Consider the following 19,380-nt stretch of genomic DNA (forward strand, 5'->3'; position numbering starts at 1 on the left):
CGAACGCCTTATCGTACCTTCAGCTGGTCGAGCGCGAACGCCAGATACTCTGCATTCTGGTGGTAGCGTTCGAACCGGCCGGACTTGCCGCCATGCCCGGCTTCCATGTTGACGCGGAACACCAGCGGATTGCGATCGGTCTTGGTCGCGCGCAGCCTGGCCACCCATTTTGTCGGCTCGTAATATTGCACCTGGCTGTCCCACAGCCCGGTGCCGACAAACATCGCCGGATAGGCCTGCGCGGCGACGTTGTCGTAGGGCGAGTAGCTCAGCATATAGTCGTAATAGCGCTGTTCGGCGGGGTTGCCCCATTCGTCGAACTCGCCGGTGGTCAGCGGGATCGAGCTGTCGAGCATCGTCGTCACGACGTCGACGAAGGGCACCTGCGCCACGATCACGCGATACTCCTGGGGCGCCATGTTGGCGATCGCCCCCATCAGCAGCCCTCCGGCGCTGCCGCCTTCCGCCGCCACGCGGCCCTTTGCGGCATAGCCCTGGTCGACCAGGAAGCGCGTCACATCGATGAAATCGGTGAAGCTGTTCTTCTTGTGGAAGATCTTGCCGTCGTCATACCATTTGCGGCCCATCTCCTGCCCGCCGCGGATATGCGCGATGGCATAGACCATGCCGCGGTCGAGCAGGCTCGGCAGCGTCGGCCGGAAGCCGGGATCGGTGGAATAGCCGTAGCTGCCATAGGCATATTGGTAGAGCGCGGCCGTGCCGTTCTTCTGGAAGCCCTTGGCATAGACCAGGCTCACCGGCACCCTGGTGCCGTCGCGCGCGGTCGCCCAGACGCGCTCGGTGACGTATTTCGAGGCGTCATAGCCTGGTACCGGCTGCACCTTCAGCACGGTGCGCTTGCCGGTCGCGGCATCGACCTCATAGGTCGTGGTCGGCGTGACCAGCGAGCCATAGGTGTAGCGCAGCACCGGGCTGGCCGGATCCTCGTTGGTGCCGAGGTCCATGACATAGGCGGGCTCGTCCGCCCCGACGAAGCTGCTCTTGCCGGCGGGGGTCAGCATGCGCAGCCGCTTGTTGCCGCCCGAACGCTCCTCGATCGCCAGAAAGCGGTCGAAGGGCTGGAAATTCTCGATGAACACGCTGTCGCTGGTCGGCACCAGATCGGTCCAGGCCGCGCGCCCCGCCGCAGCCCTGGCGTCTGCCACCGTCATGATACGGTAGTTGGGCGCCTGGAAATTGGTGCGGATGATCCAGCGCCCGCCTAGGTGATCGGCATTGTACAGGAAGTCGCGCGCGCGCGGTGCGACCGGCTTGAAATCGACCGGGTTGGCGGCGGGAGCGCAGCGCTGCTCGTCGCTCACCGTCGAATGGAGGTTGATGCAGATATAGCGCTCGTCGGTGGTAGCGCCGATGCTCATGTAGAAGGTGTCGTCCTTCTCGGTATAGACGAGGCGGTCGGCGGAGGCGGGCGTGCCCAGCACATGCGCCTTCACCCGCGTGCCGAGCAGCGTGACCGGATCCTTCTCGACATAAAGGATCGTCTTGCCGTCGGCGGACCAGACCAGGCCGGGCTCGATGTTCGACACCGTGTCGGCGAGCAGCGCGCCGGTGGCGATGTCCTTCACCTTCAGCACATATTGCCGGCGGCCGACAACATCCTCGGCCCAGGCGATGCGGGCATTGTCCGGGCTCACCCGCCAGTTGCCGATCTGGAAGAAGCCCTTGCCCTTCGCCATCGCGGGCTGGTCGAACAGGATTTGCTCGGGCGCGGTCATGCTGCCCTTGCGGCGCGCGACCACGGCATAGTCCGCGCCGGCGTCGAAGCGGGTATAATAGAAATAGCCGTGCTTGGCGTAGGGAACGCTGGCGTCGTCCTGTTTGATGTGGCCGACGATCTCCTTGTACAGCGTGTCCGCCATCGGCTTGGTCGGCGCCAGCACCGCATCGGCATAGGCATTCTCGGCGGCGAGATAGGCGAGCATCTCGGGGTTCTTCCGCGTGTCGTCGCGGAGCCAGTAATAGGGATCCACGCGCGTCGCGCCGAACGGGGCCTTCACCGTGTAGGGCTTCTTCGCGGCGACCGGCGGGGTGGGCGCGGCGGTCTGGGCCAATAGCGGCGCGGCGGCGGCACCGGCCAGTAGCGCGGCGAGAACGAGCTTCTTCATGCAATCCCCCGGATCGAGTCGATGCGGGGAACGTGCCAGATCGTATGGGTAGATGCTACTCAAGCCCCTCCCCTTCAGGCGCATCAGGTGAACAGCGCGGGGCGCTGTTCACCTGATGCGGGGTTGGGGTGGGGGAGTGTCTCACCGAGACCAACCCGCGTTCTGGAATCCCTCCACCCCAACCCCTCCTCCCAGGAGGGGGGCTTAGTATTTACCCGTCACAGCACATACCGGCTCAGATCCGTGTTCCGCGCCACGCTGGCCAGCTGCTTGTCGACATAGGCCGCGTCGATCACCACGGCGCTGCCCGAGCGGTCCTCGGCCTCGAAGCTGACTTCCTCGAGCAGCTTCTCCATCACCGTCTGCAGCCTGCGGGCGCCGATATTCTCCACCTCGGCATTCACCTCGGCGGCAATCTTGGCCACCGCGCGGATGCCGTCCTCGGTGAAGTCGATCGACACGCCTTCGGTGCCGAGCAAAGCGGCGTACTGCCGCACCAGGCTCGCCTTGGTGTCGGAGAGGATCGCGACGAAATCCTCCTCGGTCAGCGCCTTGAGCTCCACCCGGATCGGCAGGCGCCCCTGCAGCTCGGGCAGCAGGTCGCTGGGCTTCGCTACATGGAACGCGCCCGAGGCGATGAACAGGATATGGTCCGTCTTCATCGGGCCATATTTGGTCGCGACCGTGGTGCCCTCGATCAGCGGCAGCAGGTCGCGCTGCACGCCCTCGCGGCTCACCGATCCGCCGCGCACGTCGGACACCGCGATCTTGTCGATCTCGTCGAGGAAGACGATGCCGTTCGCTTCCGCATCGGCAAGGGCCACCCGGCTCACCTCGTCCTGGTCGAGCCGCTTGTCGGCCTCTTCCTCGACGAGCTTCTCCCAGGCGGAACGCACGTTCAGCTTGCGGCGCTTGAGCGGCGTGCCGGTCAGGCCCTTCATCATCTCGGACAGGTTGATCATCTGCGGCGCGCCGCCGGGGATGTCGAACGGCATCTGCGGCGCCTGCTCGACCTCGATCTCGATCTCGGTGGTGTCGAGCAGGCCCTCGTTGAAGCGCTGCTTGAACGCCTCGCGCGTCGCGGTGCTCGAATCCTTGCCGGTCAGCGCGTCGAGCAGCCGGCCCATCGCGGCTTCCTCGGCCTTGTCCTTCACCGCCGAGCGGCGGCGCTCCTTCTCCAGGCGGATCGCTTCCTCGACGAGGTCGCGGGCGATCTGCTCGACGTCGCGGCCGACATAGCCGACCTCGGTGAACTTGGTCGCTTCCACCTTCACGAACGGCGCATCGGCCAGCTTGGCGAGGCGGCGGCTGATCTCGGTCTTGCCGCAGCCGGTGGGCCCGATCATCAGGATATTCTTCGGCGTCACCTCGTCGCGGAGATCCGCCGAGAGCTGCTGCCGGCGCCAGCGGTTGCGCAGTGCCACGGCGACCGCCTTCTTGGCGTCCTTCTGGCCGATGATATGCGCATCGAGCGCGGCGACGATCGTCTTGGGGGTGAGGTTCTGGTTCATGGGTCTCTCGAATTCTGAAAGCCCCTCCCCTTCAGGGGAGGGGTTGGGGTGGGGCAGAGTCTCACCAAGACCAACTTCTGGTCTGGAATCCCTCCACCCCCAAACCCCTCCCAGGAGGAGGGGCTTAAGGAAGGTCACGCCGCGTCCAGCGTCTCCACGGTCAGCCGGTCGTTGGTGTACACGCACAGCTCGCCGGCGATCGCCATCGCCTTGCGCGCGACCACCTCGGCATCGGGCTCGTACTCGATCAGCGCGCGCGCTGCGGACAGGGCGAAGTTGCCGCCCGACCCGATCGACGCGACGATGCCATGTTCGTGCGCCTCGGGCTCCAGCACATCGCCATTGCCGGTGATCACCAGCGTCACGTCCTTGTCGGCGACGAGCAGCATCGCTTCCAGGTTGCGGAGATATTTGTCCGTCCGCCAGTCCTTGGCGAGCTCCACCGCAGCACGCAGCAGCTGGCCGTGGTGGCGCTCCAGCTTGGCCTCCAGCCGCTCGAAGAGGGTGAAGGCATCGGCGGTTGCGCCGGCAAAGCCCGCGATCACCTTGCCGTCGCCCAGGGGGCGCACTTTCCGCGCATTCGGCTTCATCACGGTATTGCCGGCCGAAACCTGGCCGTCGCCCGCGATCACCACTTTTCCGGATTTGCGCACGGAGAGGATCGTCGTGCCGTGCCACGCGGTGTTCTTGTCGTTCATGGACGCGCATATGGGTGGCAGGTGCGGGCGTGCAAAGGGGGCGTTCCCCTAAGGCCGCGTCCGCGCAACGATCCGACGATTTTCAGGATTCTTGGGTGTGGCTTGGTCGGGGCGACAGGATTCGAACCTGCGACCCCCACACCCCCAGTGTGATGCGCTACCAGGCTGCGCTACGCCCCGACCGAGGGTGCGCCCTGTATGCCGCTTGGCCGCAGGACGCAACCCCCAAAGCGCGGAGGCTCAGCGATCGAGCGCTTGCAGCCCCATCGCGATCGCGCCGAGCGGCCCCGCCATATCGCCCAGCCCCGGCGGCCCGACGCGCGTATCGAGCTCGGCGCAATAGCCGGCCAGCGCACCATAGCCGTTGATGCTCGCGGCCACCTTGGCGCGCACCACGTCGAACAGGTGCGGCCGCTTGGTCATCACCCCGCCGCCGATGGCGATCCGTTCGGGCGCAAGGGCGACGATCAGGTTGTGAAGCAGCGCCGCCAGGTCGTGCGCGAAATAGTCCCATTCGGGCGCATCGTCGGCGACCTCCTGCCCCGGCCGGCCGAATCGCGCCGCCAGCGCCGGGCCGGAGAGCAGCCCCTCGGCGCAGTCGCCATGATAGGGGCACCAGCCCTTGAACGTATCGCCGGGCGCGCGGGCCGAGCGCATATGGCCTGCCTCGCCATGCGCATAGCCCATGATCGGCCGGCCATTGGCGACGAGCCCCACGCCCACCCCGGTGCCGATGGTGATGTAGGCGTGTGTCGACAGCCCCGCCGCCGCGCCCCAGCGCGCTTCGGCCAGTGCTGCGCCGTTGACGTCGGTCTGGATCGCCAGCGGCTTGCCGTACCGCGCGGCCAGTCGCCGGGTAAGATCGGTATCGTTCCAGCCTGGCTTGGTTGTCGCGATGATCGAGCCGAAATTCGGCCGCGCCGGGTTGAGCTCGATCGGCCCGAAACTGGCGATGCCGATCGCATCGAAGGTCCAGCCGTCGAGCACCGCCTCGATGGCGGCGAGCGTCGTCGCCGGATCGGTGGTCGGCACGACATGCTGTTCGCGCACGTCGCCGGGGCCGCTGCCCAACGTCGCCACGCATTTGGTGCCCCCCAGCTCAAGGCCGGCGATGAAAAGGTTCGCAGTCATGCCATCGCGCTAGCGCGGCGCGGAGCCCGGGGGAAGCCCGGGACGATCACCGATCGCGCGGGTGCATGAATTCGCTGAGCGTGACGAACGCGAGTGCGAGGGTGAAAATCCCCATCGCGAGCAAGACCATATACAAATAATTGCTGCCGATGACGTCGAGCATGGCCGCCTCCCATCCTGATAGGGCGGGATCTTGCTGTAGTTACCCGGCCTTTACTTTGACCGTGATCAAATTCTAGCGTCGAAGCGGGAGGATGCGTACAAGGTGGGAAGGACCGCGCACAACTATCGGAGTTTATGACGGATCGGCCCAGCCATGATGCCGTAGCGATGGCATTGCTGTTCGAAGCGGCCACCGATCGCGGTGTCTTGCTGCTCGATCCGCAAGGCCGCATCGCCAGCTGGAGCCGGGGCGTCGAGCTGCTGGACGGCTGGACCTCGGCGGATCTGGCGCAGGCCGGGCTGGCGCTCCATTATCCCTCCGCCGAGGCGCGCGCCGGCAAGCCCCTGCGCGACCTGGAGCATGCCCGCGCCGCCGGTAGGCTGATCGAGGAAGGCTGGCGGATCCGCCGCGACGGCAGCGAATATCTGGCGGAAGTGCAGCTGACCGCGCTGGTCGATGGCGACGGTTCGCTGCGCGGCTATGCCGAGGTGTTCCGCGACATCACCGACCAAAAGGCCTCGCAGACCGCGCTCGCCGGCAGCGCGCTTCATCTCCGTTCGATCCTCGCCACCGTGCCCTCTGCGATGGTGGTGATCGACGACCAGGGCGTGATCCTGTCGTTCAGCGCCGCCGCCGAGCGGCTGTTCGGCTGGACCGAGGCGGATGTGATCGGCCGCAACGTCAGCATGTTGATGCCCGCGCCCGATGCGCAGCTGCACGACAGCTATCTTGCCCGCTACATGACCACCGGCGAGCGGCGGGTGATCGGTATCGGCCGGATCGTCGTCGGCCAGCGGCGCGACGGCACCGATTTCCCGATGGAGCTGCAGGTCGGCGAGGCGAGCAGTGACGGCCACCGCATCTTCACCGGCTTCATTCGCGACCTGACCGACGAGCAGCGCGCCGAGCTCCAGTTGAAGGAGCTGCAGTCAGAGCTGATCCACGTCTCGCGACTCTCCGCCATGGGCACCATGGCGTCGACGCTGGCGCACGAGCTCAACCAGCCGCTGACCGCGATTGCCAACTATCTCGAGGCCGGCCGCAACCTGATGGCGCGCGCCAGCGACGATCCGGAGGATCAGGCGATGATCCAGGAGGCGATGGCGGAATCGGTCAAGGAGGCGCTCAGGGCCGGCAATATCGTGCGGCGGTTGCGCGAGTTCGTCGCGCGCGGCGAAGCGGATATGGGGCTGGTCGATCTGCCCCGGCTGATCGACGAGGCAAGCCGGCTCGCGCTCACCGGATCGCGCGAGCTGGGCGTACGCGCCTTCTACGCGCTCGATCCGCACGCCACCGCGGTGCTGTGCGACCGGGTGCAGATCCAGCAGGTGCTGGTCAACCTGATCCGCAACGCGATCGAGGCGATGGCGGAAAGCCCGGTGCGCGAGATCACCATCGGCTCCGAAGTCGCCCCGCGCAACCTGGTGCGGGTATGGGTGGCGGACAGCGGCCCGGGCATCGCGCCCGAACAGGCGCCGCGGCTGTTCCAGGCCTTCGCCACTACCAAGGAGCGCGGCATGGGCCTCGGCCTGTCGATCTGCCGCACCATCGTCGAGGCGCATGGCGGCCGCATCTGGGCCGAACCCCGCGCCGACGGCGGCACGATCTTCAATTTCACCCTGATGTCCGCGAACGAGGAACCCGCATGAGCGAGCGCAAGCGCATCCATCTGGTCGACGACGAGGAATCGGTGCGCCGTTCGACGAGCTTCATGCTGCGCACGTCGGGCTATGATGTGGATACCTATCCCTCCGGCGTGGCGTTCCTGGAAAAAGTGGGGGACGCCCGCCCCGGCTGCATCCTGCTGGACGTGCGCATGCCCGAGATGGACGGGATCGAGGTACAGGCCGAGCTCGCCCGACGCGGCGTGAAGCTGCCGGTGATCGTGCTGACCGGGCATGGCGATGTCGGCACCGCCGTCGCGGCGATGAAGGGCGGCGCGATAGACTTCCTCGAAAAGCCGTTCGAGCAGGAGGCTTTGGTCCAGGCACTCGAACGCGGCTTCGAGCGGATGGAAGCGGGCGACGCCGCCATCGCTGGCCAGGCCGAGGCGGAGCGCCGCATCGCCCTGCTCTCCCCGCGCGAGCAGGACGTGCTGCGCGGGCTGGTGCGCGGGCATCCGAACAAGACGATCGCCTTCGACCTCGGCATCTCGCCGCGCACCGTCGAGGTCCACCGCGCCAATGCCATGGCGAAGCTGGAGGCGCGCAGCCTTTCCGAAGCGCTGCGGCTGGCCTTTGCCGCGGGGCTCGACGGGTAGGACTGTCCCGCCCCGGCGCGTGCAAGCGGCTGGCAAGATGCGCCAGCGCGTGTATGGTCGGCGGGTTTGCTGGCAGGGATTCCGCCGGCGATGGGGACGAACACTTCAGAATGACTCATTTCCCGATCGGCATTTTCGGGGTGCTGGCGATTTTGGCGATCGCCTTCCTGCTTTCCAGCAATCGCCGGGCGATCCGCCTGCGCATCGTCGGCCCCGCCTTCCTGCTGCAGGCCGGCATGGCAATCATCGTGCTGCGCACGTCCTGGGGCCAGGTGGCGCTGCACGGCATGGCGAACGGCGTCTCGGCGCTGCTCGGCTATGCCAGCGCGGGTACCCAGCTGCTGTTCGGCAATCTGGCCAAGCCGGAACTGGGCGGCCAGAGCCTTGCCATTGCCGCGCTGCCGGTGATCATCTTCTTCGCCGCACTTGTGTCGATCCTCTACCATGTCGGCATCATGCAGCAGGTCGTCCGCTGGATCGGCGGCGCGATCGAGAAGGTGACCGGCGTCAGCAAGGTCGAATCGCTTTGTGCCGCGGCGAACATCTTCGTCGGCCAGAGCGAGGCGCCGCTGGTGATCCGCCCCTATCTCGCGCGGCTCACGCCCTCGCAGGTGTTCGCCGTGATGAGCGTGGGCATGGCCGGCGTGGCCGGCACCATCCTGGCCGCCTATGCGAGCCTGCTGGGACCGGCGTCGCTCCCCTATCTTCTCGCCGCATCGTTCATGGCGGCGCCGGGCGGGCTGATGATGGCCAAGATCATCATGCCGGACGAGCCTGCCGTCATTGATGCGCCCATGTCGGGCGAGGACGAGGTGATCCGTGTCGCCGAGGAAGATTTCCAGGAGGAACGCGCCGCCAACATCATCATGGCCGCAGCCAACGGCGCCTCGACCGGCGTGAAGATCGCGGTGGCGGTGGGCGCGATGGTGCTTGCCTTCGTTGCGCTCGTGGCGCTGGCCAACGGGCTGCTCGGCATGGTCGGCGGCTGGTTCGGCTATCCCGGGCTCAGCTTCCAGGCGATCATCGGCACGATTTTCGCCCCCGTCATGTACCTGCTCGGCATCTCCTGGCACGAATCGCTCACGGCGGGCGGGTTGTTCGGCACCAAAGTGGTGCTCAACGAGTTCGTCGGCTTCATCGAGTTGGGCAAGGCGACCGACCTCGCGCCGCGTTCCAAGGCGATCATCACCTTCGCGCTCTGCGGCTTCGCCAATTTCAGCTCGATCGCGATCCAGATGGCGACCACCGGCAGCCTCGCGCCCAACCAGCGTCCGGTGATCGCGCGGCTGGGTATCAAGGCGCTGATCGCGGGGAGCCTCGCGAACCTGATGTCGGCGGCGCTGGCCGGGCTGCTGCTGCCCTGAGCTTCTCTTCCCCCTCCCGCTTGCGGGAGGGGAGCGCAGATGGTGAGAGCCGAACTACCCCCCGCCGATCCCTTCCACCACTTTCCCCGTCGCGCCGCAGTTCGGGCATTCGCCGCCATCGATCCGGCCCGAGCCGCCGCAGCGGCGGCAGATATCTTCGCCGGTGCCCGGGGTGCCGGGGGCAGCGTCGTCGCCGGGATTGAGGGGTTCGGCCATGGTCCTGCTCCTATCCGTCGCAATGTACGGCGAGCCAAACGCTCGGACGGTCGCGCGCGGTCCACGTCACCCAATGTTTCTGGCCCGCCCGGATCAGCAGATGGTCGCCCGGCCCGAGCCGCACCTCGGCCGAATCTTCGACGCGGATACCCGCCGAGCCTTCGAGCAGCACCACCCATTCGTCCCAGTCCTGCACCATCGGCGCGTCGTCCGGGGTGGCCTGTCCGCGCGAGACGATACGCTCGACGCGGATGCCGGGACGTTTCAGCAGATCGGTGAACACCTCGTCATGCTTCGCCTCAGGCAGATCGCGCAACAGATTGGCGACCTCGGGCTGGAAGCGCGGCCTGGGTGGCGGTGCTGGCGTGGGCTTGGGCTTGGGCGCGGACTTGGACTTGGGCGCCCGCTTCGGCCCCGGCGTCGTCTCTACCGACGTGCTCCAGTCGATCCGCATGCAGCCGCGCAGGAATTCGCGGATCGCCGCGGCATCGGCGGTCAGCCCGCCCGCCCCGAAGCCGAACACCTCCGCCCCGCCCGCATCCTTCAGCCCATACAGCCCAAAGTCGCCCCCGGCCTTGCGACGCCGCGACTTGACCAGCTTCAGCCCGCGATGCGTCGCCATCGCCCGCAGCTCGTCGTCCTGTTCCGCCACACGCCCCTCCTTGGATTCCGGCCCCAAACGCGCCAATAGCGCGCCATGCCCCGTTTCCAGTTCACCATCCACGCCACCGACGGCAAGGCGCGTCGCGGCACCATCGCGATGCAGCGCGGCGAGATCCGCACCCCCGCCTTCATGCCGGTCGGCACCGCCGCCACGGTGAAAGCCGTGAAGCCGCAGGACGTGCGCGCCTCGGGCGCCGACATCCTGCTTGGCAACACCTATCACCTGATGCTGCGCCCCACCGCCGAGCGTGTCGCGCGGCTGGGCGGCCTGCACAAGTTCATGGGCTGGGATCGGCCGATCCTCACCGATTCGGGCGGCTATCAGGTGATGAGCCTGTCCGAGCTGACCAAGCGCAGCGAGGAGGGCGTCGCCTTCGCCTCGCATCTCGACGGCTCGCGCCACATGATGAGCCCCGAGCGCTCGATGGAGATCCAGCGGCTGCTCGGCTCCGACATCGTCATGGCGTTCGACGAGCTGGTGCCGACCACCTCGACCCGCGAGGTGCAGGTCAAGGCGATGGAACGCTCGATGCGCTGGGCGAAGCGCAGCCGCGCGGGCTTCGATTCGGGCGAGGAGCATGCCGCCCGCGCGGCGCTGTTCGGCATCCAGCAGGGCGCGCTCGACGAGGGCCTGCGCAAGGCCAGCGCCGACGCGCTGAAGGACATCGGCTTCGACGGCTATGCGGTCGGCGGCCTCGCGGTGGGCGAAGGGCAGGAGGCGATGTTCGGCGTGCTCGACTATGCCCCAGGCCAGCTGGACGAGAGCAAGCCGCGCTACCTGATGGGCGTCGGCAAGCCCGACGACATCGTCGGCGCGGTGGAGCGCGGCATCGACATGTTCGATTGCGTGCTGCCCACCCGCTCGGGCCGCACCGGCCAGGCGTTCACGCGAGCCGGGCCGATCAACATCCGCAACGCCAAGTTCGCCGAGGACCAGGGCCCGCTCGATCCCGCCTGCGCCTGCCCGGTCTGCAGCACCTGGAGCCGCGCCTATATTCACCACCTCGTCCGCGCCGGCGAGATCCTCGGCGCGATGCTGATGACCGAGCATAATCTCTGCTTCTATCAGAATCTGATGGCGGACCTGCGCGCGGCGATCGAGGAGCAACGGCTGACGGCGTTCGCGAACGACTTCCGGGCGAAGTATCAAGCGAAGCCGGGGTGATGGGCGGAAGCGACGCATTGCACTCTCGGGGCTGGTTCGCTTGCGTCCCAATAGCTGCCATCCAGAGCTGCACCGGCGAACATCGAAAGCGGACAATCGCTCAGTAAATTTGTGGCAGAAGAGCTGCTCGGAACGAGGTTGCCGCGACGCGGCTTCGTGACCAAACCAGGAGGTAACTAAGGATCGTCTCGTAATACACCGAGACCTTCGCTCCATCCCAAGCCGCGTCCGCTTCCACATAATCTTCGTACCGATCATACGGGGGAAGGTTTAGGCCAGCCTCCGGGTGAACGGCAGCGAAGCGTTCTAAGATTTTCCGGTGCGGAGCCTCGTCATCCAGTAGGTCACTCCATGCTCTGAAACCCCAGCCACCGGCACCGCTGTTTACGTACTGCGGCAACGCAGAGACCTCTTCGACTTTTGAGTACAGCATCATCAGTGATTGCTACTGCCGTTCCTGTCTGCTTTCCACCACATTCAGCCATTCGGCGCCTGGCGCTGGGCATGACTTCCAGGACTGCGCGACTAGGCAAAACTTGCCGCCCTGCCCCGCACGACGTTCCGGCCATCCTATAATCCGGGAAGGATCATCGTCGCCCGGAGCCTCGCTTGCCGCTTTCTCTCGATCGACCGCAGCGCGTGCTGTTCTACCTGCCGATGGTGACGAACTGGTGGTTCGTCCATATCATCGAACCGTTGCTCCGCAGGCTCGCCGCCGAGCATGAGGTGCATGTGCTCGCCCCCGCGCCCTGGTCCGGCACCGGCCTCGGTCCGGAGGAGATCGCGCGCTGCGCCGATCTGCCGGCGATCCGCTGGTACATCATGGACGGCCCGGATCATCCCAGCACGCGCACGATGCCCGAGGATGCGGACGGGCTGATCGGCTTCGTCCGCGATCTGGCACCCGACGTCGTGCTGTGCCGAACCGCCGACTATCAGACGATACGCTGCTTTCCCGGCACAGTGCGCCTCCTGATGGAAGGTCGGCTGGAGCCCTTCGCGCCGCCGCCGCGCTGGATCCTGCTTGCAGAGCGCCCGCATGACCATGGCCTGCCCGCTCCCCTGCCCGACGATGCGGCCGCGCGGCTGCGGGCGATGCTCGCACCGGCCTGGGACCATCTTCAGGCGCGACTCGCCCCGCCCCCGGGCGAGCGGGGAGCGCTGTTCGCCCGCTTCGGCATTCGCGACGACCGCCCACTGCTGCTGCTCCCGCTCGAATGCGAGACCGAGGACAATTTCTTCGCGATGCACCGCCCGGGGCCCAAGCCCAATGCCGCGCTGGTGCGTGCACTTGCGGCGGAGCTGGGCGATCGCTGCACGCTTGCGGTGTCCAACCACCCGCTCAACGACGCGCATGTCGATGCCGCAGCGCTGATCGAGGCGAGCGATGCGTGCGACAATGTCGTGTTGCTGCCGTCACGCATCGGCATCTTGCCCGCCACGCTTGCGATGGCGCGTCACGCCGACGGGATGCTGGTCGGCGATTCCAAGACCTTTGCGCTGGCGGCGTTCTTCGGCGTGCCGATGCAGCGCCACTCGCGCTTCGCCTCGGGCGCGTGGCTCAACGCCTATGATGCGCCGGCGCCGTTTCTGGCCGACATTGCCGCAGGCACCGCCCGACGTCCGGAGCCTGAAGCCGCGCGGCAATGGTTCGCCCAATATCTGCTGAACGACGCCATCGACCCGCTGGATGCCGGGGACGATGTGCTGGCGCATCTCGTGCGGCCAGTGGATCCGGAACGCTGGGATCGGGCGCTTGCGCGGCTGGAGCAGACGCTCCCCGCGCTGTTCCCGGCCGAGGCTCAGGCCAGCGGGTAGAGCGCGCCCGCCACCCAGCGCAGCTCGGCGCGCAGCACGCCCCAGGCGCGCGCCGCCGCGCGGCTGTCCATCGCTTCCACGCCGATGCCGCGCTTCTCCAGCGCCTTCACCAGGCCGAGCGGCGGGCGCACCAGCGTCGCACCGGTCCCGAGCAGCAGGAATTCGGGCTGCGGATCGAGGGCGAAGGCGGCTTCCAGGTCCGTCTCGGTCAGTTCCGCAACTGCGGGGGGCGACCAGCCGTCCGCGCGCTGCGGGGTGATGATCAGCCCGTGATAGACATTCTCGTCGACGCGGAAGCCGCCACCGGAAAATCCGGAGATCAGCGGCCCCTCGGCGCTGCGCCGCTCGATCTTCACCTCAGGGCCGCTCGCGCGGCGCCACGCGCTCGGCGTTGCTGGCGATCGAGTCGGCCTTCTCCGGCTTCACGCCGGGCTTCAGCCCCAGCGTGATCAGCAGCGAGGACGAGACATAGATCGACGAATAGGTGCCGACCACGATGCCGAGCATCATCGCCGAGGTGAAGCCCCGCAGCACGTGCCCGCCCCAGATCAGCAGCGAGGCAAGTGCGAGCAGGATGGTGAGCGAGGTCATCACGGTACGCGGCAGCGTTTCGTTGACCGACAGGTCGATCAGCTCGCTCATCCCCATCTTGCGGTACTTGCGCATGTTCTCGCGGATGCGGTCGTCGATCACCATCTTGTCGTTGATCGAATAGCCGATGATCGTCAGCACCGCCGCGACGATATTCAGGTCGAACACCATCCTCGTCAGCGCGAAGAAGCCCAGCGTCATCAGCACGTCGTGCAGGATGGCGACCGCGGTGGAGACGCCGAACTGCCATTCGTAGCGCAGCCAGGAGAAGATCGCGATGCCGACGATCGCCAGCACCACCGCGAGCACGCCGTTGCGAATCAGCTCGCCCGAGACCTTGCCGGAGACGGTCGAGTAGGTGGAGAAGGTCGCGCCGGGGAACTTGGCCGCCACCGCGCTCTTCACCCGCTCCACCATCGCGTTGGTCGCGCCGGGGTCGTTCGACTTCGGCACGGGCAGGCGGATGGTGACGAGGTTCTTGCCGCCCATCTCCTGCAGCGTTGTCTCGCCATAGCCGAGCGCATTGACGGTCGAGCGCAGCTCGTCGAGCGGCGGGGCCGAGGCGAACTTCTCCTCGATCGACACACCGCCGATGAAGTCCACGCCGAAGTTGAGGCCACGTGCCGCGACCAGACCGATTGCGGCCACCGTCAGCAGCGCAGTGATCGCGAAGGCGATGAACCGGACACGGACGAAGCCGATATTGGTGTTGTCGGGAACGATCTTGAGGAGCCGCATGTCGGCGCTTCCTTAAATGTGGATCTCGCTCGGGCGCTTGCGGCGCAGCCAGAGCGTGACGAGCATGCGCGTGAACACCACGGCGGTGAAGACGGAGCTGGCGATGCCGATCAGCAGCACCACCGCGAAGCCGCGGATCGGGCCCGAGCCGAGCACCAGCATGATCGCGCCGGCGATCGCGTGGGTGACGTTGGCCTCGAAGATGGTGCGGCTGGCTTCCTTGTAGCCCAGCTCCACCGCCTGCATCACGCTTCGGCCGCGGCGACGTTCCTCGCGGATACGCTCGTTGATCAGCACGTTGGCGTCGACCGCGGTACCGATGGTCAGCACGAAGCCGGCGATGCCGGGCAGCGTCAGCGTTGCGCTGAGCATGCCCATCACCGCCAGGATCACCAGCACGTTGAGCGTCACGGCGATGTTCGCATAGACGCCGAAGCGGCCATAGGTGAGCACCATGAACACGATCACCGCGACGATCGCGATCACCGAGGCGGTGACGCCGGCGCGGATCGAATCGTTACCGAGCTCGGGGCTGACGGTCGATTCCTGCACGACCTTGAGGTTGATCGGCAGCTTGCCCGAACGCAGCGCGATGGCGAGCTGGTTGGCGCTGTCGACCGTGAAGCCGCCCGAGATCGAGGCGCTGCCGCCAAGGATCGGCTCGTTGATGTTCGGGGCCGAGATCACCTTGTTGTCGACGATGATCGCGAACGGCTTGCCGGTATTTTCCTGCGTCACGCGGGCAAAGCGCTTGGCGCCGGCACCGTCGAGCTGCAGCGTCACGTCGGGACGACCCTGCTGGTCGTAGCTCTGCTTGGCATCGACCAGCATGTCGCCGGTGATCATCGCGGTGCGGTTGACCACGATCGGCGCGCCATTCTCGTACTGGAGCAGCTGCGAGGTCACGGGAATGTCGTTCGACGCAACCTGCTGCGGCGTCACGCTGGTGTCGACCAGCTTGAACTCGAGCTTGGCGGTCTTGCCGAGCAGCGCCTTGAGCTGGCTGGGATCCTGCAGGCCTGGGACCTGCACGACAATGCGGTTGCTGCCTTCGCGGATCACGGTTGGCTCGCGGGTGCCGAGCGCGTTGATGCGCTTGTCGACCACTTCGCGCGCGTCGTTCATCGCGGTTTCGATCTGCTGCGCCAGGCCCGCCTGGGTCGGGGTCAGCACGAAGACGCTGGAGTCGCGAACCGCGATTTCCCAGTCGCGCTGGCCGGTTGTGCCGACGCCGTTGGTCATCGGCAGCAGCTTCTCGCGCGCCGCATCCACCTTGCCGGGGTCGCGGACCATGAAGCTGAGCTTGCCGCCGGCGATCGAGATGTCGCCGATGTCCACGCGTGGATCGCGGCGCATCGCCAGGCGGACCTGCTCGCGCATCTGCTCGAGCTTGGTCTGCTGCACGTCGCTCGTATCGCCCTCGAGGAGCAGGTACGAACCGCCCGCGAGATCGAGACCGAGGTTGACGGCCGGCTTGGGTACCCAGCTCGGCCAGCTGTTGCGGATGCTCTCCGGCACCAGGCTCGGCACCGCGAGCAGGACCATCAGGGCAAGGCCGAGGGTGATCGACCAGACCTTCCAGCGCGGGAAATCCAGCATCAGTCGTTCGCGGGCTTGGCGCCGTGCGGGCGCACTTCGGCGAGCGTCGACTTGATCGCGCGAACCTTGACGTTCGGCCCGAGCTCGATCTCCACCTCGGTCTCGTCGACGCGGGTGACCTTGCCGATCAGGCCGCCGGCGGTGATGACGGTATCGTTCTTCTTCACCGAATTCACGGCGTTCTGCAGCGCCTTCATCCGCTTCTGCTGCGGACGGATCATCAGGAAGTAGAAGACGACGAAGATCAGGACGAGCGGCGCTACCGACGCGATCCCGGCCAGAGTGCTACCCTGACCAGCCGCGCCTGCGGCCTGTGCATATGCTGGAGTGGCGAACATGGGTTCCCGAAAAGCCTGAAGTTAGGGGCGCGGAATGGCCCCATTCAAGCCGCGGGCGCTACCATGCGCAGGAAGAGGGCGCAACTCCAAGGGCTGGCGGCGCATTGCCAACCGTGGATTGCGGCGATCAGTCCGCGTCCCGGCTCACCAGCAGCTTGTCGATCTTGCGGCCGTCCAGGTCGACGATCTCGAAGCGCCAGCCCTGCTGTTCGAACACCTCGCCCTCCACCGGCAAATGCTTGAACACCGCCAGCGCCAACCCCGCGACCGTCGCATAGTCGCGATCCTCGGGAAGATCGATGCCAAGCCGTTCGGCGAGCTGATCCGCCGGCGTCGCCCCCGCGACCAGCAGCGAGCCGTCCTCGCGCACGACAATATTGGGATTGTCGCCCGGTTCCGAATCCGATGCGAACTCGCCTGCGATCGCCGCCAGCAGGTTGGCCGGCGTCACGATGCCTTCGAAATGGCCATATTCGTCGTGGACTAGCCCCATCGGCACCTCGGCATGGCGCAGCGCGGTGAGCGCGTCCATCGCATCGACCTGGTCCGGCAGCACCGGCGCCTTGCGCATCAGCTTGCGCAGGTCGAGCGGCTCGCCGCGGAACAGCGCGGCGGCGATGTCGCGCGCCTGCACCACGCCGATCACCGAATCGATTGAACCCTCGGCCACCGGCAGGCGGGTATGCGGCGTCGCCAGCAGTTCTTCGCGAATGCCCGCCCCGTCTAGGTCCACGTCGAGCCAGTCGACCTGGGTGCGCGGCGTCATCACCTCGCGCACCGGGCGGTCGGCTAGCCGCACCACGCCTGAGATGATCGAGCGCTCATGCTCCTCGATCACGCCGGACCGGCTGGCCTCGGCCACAATCAGGTGCAGTTCCTCGGCAGTGACACGATTTTCCGATTCGCGCTTCAGGCCGAGCACGCGAAACACCAGCCCGCTCGACGAATCGAGCAGCCAAACGATCGGCGCGGTGCCCCAGGAGAGCCAGCGCATGGGCAGTGCCATCGCCGCCGCAATCGGCTCGGGCGAGCGCAGCGCGAACTGCTTGGGCACAAGCTCGCCGATCACGAGCGAGCCATAGGTCGTCAAGCCGATGACCAGCGTGATCCCCAGCGTGTGCGCGAGCCCCGCAGAAATGCCGAACGCCTCGATGCGCTGCCCCACCGGCTCGCCCAGGCTGGCGCCCGAATAGGCGCCCGATACGATGCCGATGAGGGTGATGCCGATCTGGACGGTGGAGAGGAACTTGCCGGGATCCTCGGCCAGCTCCATGGCGGTCTTCGCGCCGCGGTTACCGAGACGCGCCAACGCCTCCAGCCGCGCCGGGCGGGCGGAAACGATCGCCAGCTCCGACATGGAGAAGATGCCGTTGATCGCGATCAACACGAAGATGATCGCTACGTCGATCCAAGGAAAAGGTGCGCTCATGGTGCACCGCCCTCATATCCGCAGCGGCGGCCTCTTCACAACCTTTTGCAGCGCGAAGGGGATTCAGAGCTTCTGCGCGGCCAGCACGGCGGGATCGCTGGCCAGCCTGTGCAGATAGGCATGCCGCCCCGGCGAGCCGATCTTGAGCGCGCGCAGATGGCGCTGCTGCGCGGGCGTGAGCTGAAATCGGGTATAGCCACGCGCCTGCAGGCAACCGGAAACGGTGTCCTGCAGCAGCGTGCGCACTTGCTTCATCCGTTCGGCGGGCCGGGCGCGCTCGACGATTCGGGTGGAATCATTCGCGATCTGCATCGTTCGGTCGAGATCGCCGGTCATTGCCGTGGCGGCAAGACTTGCCTCATTGTTCTCGAGCTGGGACGAAGCCTGCTTGAAGACCTTTGCCGCCTCGGTGTTCGACACGTCGAGATAATAGCCCTCGCGTCCGCAGGCGACGGCATCGGCGCGATATGCTTCCAGGGTAACACCGGCCTTGCCCCAGCTCAGCATCGGCCGTTCCTTGGCGAGCGATGCGGCAGGGACCAGCAGCAGGACTCCGGCAAGGCAACGCAGCGACGACATCGGCACCTCTCCCGTTCTTCGTCGAAGATACACCGGTTGCCGCCCTGCAGCCAGCGGCCAGCGGTTCAGCGCCGGGCGCGGAAAAAGTCCCGCAGCACGGCCCCTGCCTCCGCCTCGCCGATGCCGGCATAGACCTCCGGGCGATGATGACAGGTTGGCTGGCCGAAGAGGCGCGGGCCATGCTCGACCGCCCCACCCTTGGGGTCGCTGGCGCCGTAATATAGTCGGGCGATTCGGGCATGCGCGATGGCTCCGGCGCACATCGCGCAGGGCTCCAGCGTCACCCACAGATCGCAGTCCTCCAGCCGGTCCCGGCCCAGCAGTCGCGCCGCCGCACGGATCGCCAGCATCTCGGCATGGGCGGTAGGATCGCGCAACGCACGCGGGGCATTGGCCGCGGTGGCGATCACCTCGCCGCGCAGCACGACCACCGCGCCCACCGGCACCTCCCCCCGATCGGCCGCGGCCTGGGCAGCAGAAAGCGCAGCACGCATCGGGGAAGGCAGAGGAAACATCGCACCGGCTTAGCGGCAGCGCGCCGCCTGGTCACGCGCGGCTCAGACGGCAGCCGGCACGGGACGGCGGAACAGCCGCCACAATGCATAGCCGGCGCCCGGGAGGAACCCGAGCACGGTAAGCCCGCAAGCTATCTGGAAGGAACGGCCTGCGCCCTCCGCCAAGTAGACGCCGAACGGCGGCAGCAGCGCCGCCGCCGCGATTCGGCCGGGTGCCGGCGTCGTCACTTCGCCGGCGTCGCCGTCGGTTCCGGCGCCTTCTGCACGTCGATGGTCGGCAGGCTCACCTGCTTGTCCTTCATCTCCACGGTGGGGACACGCACGGTGCTGTTCGATTCGCCGACCGAGACCTTGCCGGTTTCCGCCGCTACCGTCGGCAGCTTGCCGCCGCGCACGTCGACATTCAGAAAGCCCAGCGCGATCAGCACGACGGCGACCAGCACCAGAATTCCCAGCAACCCCAGGATTGCGCGCAT

Annotated in this window: 20 protein-coding genes and 1 tRNA gene; 5 read left to right on the forward strand and 16 right to left on the reverse strand. The window is 66.9% G+C overall.

Annotated elements, in window-relative coordinates; translation table 11 throughout:
* Positions 1-8 precede the first annotated feature (8 nt).
* The 5 genes from S2M10_RS19545 to S2M10_RS19565 all read right to left on the reverse strand — a co-directional run bounded on the left by S2M10_RS19545 (position 9) and on the right by S2M10_RS19565 (position 5,466).
* On the reverse strand, positions 9-2,126 hold the full coding sequence (locus tag S2M10_RS19545; RefSeq protein ID WP_168847544.1) for a S9 family peptidase: 2,118 nt from the start codon (positions 2,124-2,126) through the stop codon (positions 9-11).
* Between the two features lie 218 nt (positions 2,127-2,344).
* On the reverse strand, positions 2,345-3,637 hold the full coding sequence (hslU, locus tag S2M10_RS19550) for an ATP-dependent protease ATPase subunit HslU (protein WP_168847545.1): 1,293 nt from the start codon (positions 3,635-3,637) through the stop codon (positions 2,345-2,347).
* Between the two features lie 134 nt (positions 3,638-3,771).
* Entirely contained in the window at positions 3,772-4,335 is a 564-nt protein-coding gene (hslV, locus tag S2M10_RS19555; protein WP_168847546.1) for an ATP-dependent protease subunit HslV, read from the reverse strand.
* Positions 4,336-4,438: 103 nt separating this feature from the next.
* Positions 4,439-4,515, reverse strand: a tRNA-Pro gene (locus tag S2M10_RS19560).
* Positions 4,516-4,575: 60 nt separating this feature from the next.
* A complete protein-coding gene (locus S2M10_RS19565) occupies positions 4,576-5,466 on the reverse strand; it encodes an ROK family protein (RefSeq protein WP_168847547.1) in 891 nt (296 codons plus the stop codon).
* 297 nt (positions 5,467-5,763) lie between these two features.
* Here S2M10_RS19565 and S2M10_RS19570 point away from each other — a divergent pair, with 297 nt between their 5' ends.
* From S2M10_RS19570 to S2M10_RS19580, 3 genes are all read left to right on the forward strand, one after another.
* Entirely contained in the window at positions 5,764-7,278 is a 1,515-nt protein-coding gene (locus S2M10_RS19570) for a PAS domain S-box protein (RefSeq protein ID WP_168847548.1), read from the forward strand.
* Positions 7,275-7,889, forward strand: a complete 615-nt coding sequence (locus S2M10_RS19575; RefSeq protein ID WP_168847549.1) for a response regulator — start codon at positions 7,275-7,277, stop codon at positions 7,887-7,889. The genes S2M10_RS19570 and S2M10_RS19575 overlap by 4 nt, the downstream gene beginning before the upstream one ends.
* A 110-nt stretch (positions 7,890-7,999) precedes the next feature.
* Positions 8,000-9,253, forward strand: a complete 1,254-nt coding sequence (locus tag S2M10_RS19580) for a nucleoside transporter C-terminal domain-containing protein (RefSeq protein ID WP_168847550.1) — start codon at positions 8,000-8,002, stop codon at positions 9,251-9,253.
* A gap of 54 nt (positions 9,254-9,307) precedes the next feature.
* On the opposite strand, the gene S2M10_RS19585 is transcribed toward S2M10_RS19580, so the two are convergent.
* Together S2M10_RS19585 and S2M10_RS23160 are read right to left on the reverse strand one after the other, a co-directional pair.
* Positions 9,308-9,469: a hypothetical protein gene (locus tag S2M10_RS19585; RefSeq protein WP_168847551.1), complete on the reverse strand. Its 162-nt coding sequence runs from the start codon at positions 9,467-9,469 to the stop codon at positions 9,308-9,310.
* Between the two features lie 10 nt (positions 9,470-9,479).
* Positions 9,480-10,121: a cupin domain-containing protein gene (locus S2M10_RS23160; RefSeq protein WP_348770640.1), complete on the reverse strand. Its 642-nt coding sequence runs from the start codon at positions 10,119-10,121 to the stop codon at positions 9,480-9,482.
* Between the two features lie 45 nt (positions 10,122-10,166).
* On the opposite strand from S2M10_RS23160, the gene tgt reads away from it, so the two are divergent.
* Both tgt and S2M10_RS19600 read left to right on the forward strand, forming a co-directional pair.
* Entirely contained in the window at positions 10,167-11,297 is a 1,131-nt protein-coding gene (gene tgt, locus S2M10_RS19595) for a tRNA guanosine(34) transglycosylase Tgt (RefSeq protein ID WP_168847552.1), read from the forward strand.
* Positions 11,298-11,906: 609 nt separating this feature from the next.
* Positions 11,907-13,115, forward strand: coding sequence for a hypothetical protein (locus S2M10_RS19600; RefSeq protein ID WP_247650922.1), 1,209 nt, complete (start codon positions 11,907-11,909; stop codon positions 13,113-13,115).
* On the opposite strand, the gene S2M10_RS19605 is transcribed toward S2M10_RS19600, so the two are convergent.
* The 9 genes from S2M10_RS19605 to S2M10_RS19645 form a co-directional block, all read right to left on the reverse strand.
* Positions 13,100-13,471, reverse strand: coding sequence for an MTH938/NDUFAF3 family protein (locus tag S2M10_RS19605; RefSeq protein WP_168847553.1), 372 nt, complete (start codon positions 13,469-13,471; stop codon positions 13,100-13,102). The genes S2M10_RS19600 and S2M10_RS19605 overlap by 16 nt on opposite strands.
* Before the next feature lies 1 nt (position 13,472).
* Entirely contained in the window at positions 13,473-14,444 is a 972-nt protein-coding gene (gene secF / locus S2M10_RS19610) for a protein translocase subunit SecF (RefSeq protein ID WP_168847554.1), read from the reverse strand.
* Between the two features lie 12 nt (positions 14,445-14,456).
* The gene (gene secD, locus S2M10_RS19615; protein ID WP_168847555.1) at positions 14,457-16,043 is read right to left on the reverse strand and encodes a protein translocase subunit SecD; all 1,587 of its coding nucleotides are present in this window, start codon (positions 16,041-16,043) and stop codon (positions 14,457-14,459) included.
* Entirely contained in the window at positions 16,043-16,381 is a 339-nt protein-coding gene (gene yajC / locus S2M10_RS19620) for a preprotein translocase subunit YajC (RefSeq protein WP_168847556.1), read from the reverse strand. Before yajC ends, secD begins: the two co-directional genes overlap by 1 nt.
* 127 nt (positions 16,382-16,508) lie before the next feature.
* Positions 16,509-17,810 carry a hemolysin family protein gene (locus tag S2M10_RS19625; RefSeq protein ID WP_168847557.1) on the reverse strand — a complete coding sequence of 434 codons (1,302 nt, stop codon included), beginning with the start codon at positions 17,808-17,810 and terminating at the stop codon, positions 16,509-16,511.
* 63 nt (positions 17,811-17,873) lie between these two features.
* Positions 17,874-18,389 carry a hypothetical protein gene (locus tag S2M10_RS19630; RefSeq protein ID WP_168847558.1) on the reverse strand — a complete coding sequence of 172 codons (516 nt, stop codon included), beginning with the start codon at positions 18,387-18,389 and terminating at the stop codon, positions 17,874-17,876.
* 65 nt (positions 18,390-18,454) lie between these two features.
* A complete protein-coding gene (locus tag S2M10_RS19635) occupies positions 18,455-18,883 on the reverse strand; it encodes a nucleoside deaminase (protein ID WP_168847559.1) in 429 nt (142 codons plus the stop codon).
* Positions 18,884-18,946: 63 nt separating this feature from the next.
* Positions 18,947-19,132: a YqaE/Pmp3 family membrane protein gene (locus tag S2M10_RS19640; RefSeq protein ID WP_168847560.1), complete on the reverse strand. Its 186-nt coding sequence runs from the start codon at positions 19,130-19,132 to the stop codon at positions 18,947-18,949.
* Positions 19,129-19,380, reverse strand: coding sequence for a hypothetical protein (locus S2M10_RS19645; protein ID WP_168847561.1), 252 nt, complete (start codon positions 19,378-19,380; stop codon positions 19,129-19,131). Before S2M10_RS19645 ends, S2M10_RS19640 begins: the two co-directional genes overlap by 4 nt.

The organism is Sphingomonas sp. S2M10, assembly GCF_012650175.1.
In the GTDB taxonomy this organism is placed as follows: Bacteria; Pseudomonadota; Alphaproteobacteria; order Sphingomonadales; family Sphingomonadaceae; genus Sphingomonas.

Coding starts and splice junctions, on each gene's coding strand:
- S2M10_RS19545 (WP_168847544.1), bottom strand. CDS start 2,126: ATGAAGAAGCTCGTTCTCGCCGCGCTACTGGCCGGTGCCGCCGCCGCG.
- hslU (WP_168847545.1), bottom strand. CDS start 3,637: ATGAACCAGAACCTCACCCCCAAGACGATCGTCGCCGCGCTCGATGCG.
- hslV (WP_168847546.1), bottom strand. CDS start 4,335: ATGAACGACAAGAACACCGCGTGGCACGGCACGACGATCCTCTCCGTG.
- S2M10_RS19565 (WP_168847547.1), bottom strand. CDS start 5,466: ATGACTGCGAACCTTTTCATCGCCGGCCTTGAGCTGGGGGGCACCAAA.
- S2M10_RS19570 (WP_168847548.1), top strand. CDS start 5,764: ATGACGGATCGGCCCAGCCATGATGCCGTAGCGATGGCATTGCTGTTC.
- S2M10_RS19575 (WP_168847549.1), top strand. CDS start 7,275: ATGAGCGAGCGCAAGCGCATCCATCTGGTCGACGACGAGGAATCGGTG.
- S2M10_RS19580 (WP_168847550.1), top strand. CDS start 8,000: ATGACTCATTTCCCGATCGGCATTTTCGGGGTGCTGGCGATTTTGGCG.
- S2M10_RS19585 (WP_168847551.1), bottom strand. CDS start 9,469: ATGGCCGAACCCCTCAATCCCGGCGACGACGCTGCCCCCGGCACCCCG.
- tgt (WP_168847552.1), top strand. CDS start 10,167: ATGCCCCGTTTCCAGTTCACCATCCACGCCACCGACGGCAAGGCGCGT.
- secF (WP_168847554.1), bottom strand. CDS start 14,444: ATGCGGCTCCTCAAGATCGTTCCCGACAACACCAATATCGGCTTCGTC.
- secD (WP_168847555.1), bottom strand. CDS start 16,043: ATGCTGGATTTCCCGCGCTGGAAGGTCTGGTCGATCACCCTCGGCCTT.
- yajC (WP_168847556.1), bottom strand. CDS start 16,381: ATGTTCGCCACTCCAGCATATGCACAGGCCGCAGGCGCGGCTGGTCAG.
- S2M10_RS19625 (WP_168847557.1), bottom strand. CDS start 17,810: ATGAGCGCACCTTTTCCTTGGATCGACGTAGCGATCATCTTCGTGTTG.
- S2M10_RS19630 (WP_168847558.1), bottom strand. CDS start 18,389: ATGTCGTCGCTGCGTTGCCTTGCCGGAGTCCTGCTGCTGGTCCCTGCC.
- S2M10_RS19635 (WP_168847559.1), bottom strand. CDS start 18,883: ATGCGTGCTGCGCTTTCTGCTGCCCAGGCCGCGGCCGATCGGGGGGAG.
- S2M10_RS19645 (WP_168847561.1), bottom strand. CDS start 19,380: ATGCGCGCAATCCTGGGGTTGCTGGGAATTCTGGTGCTGGTCGCCGTC.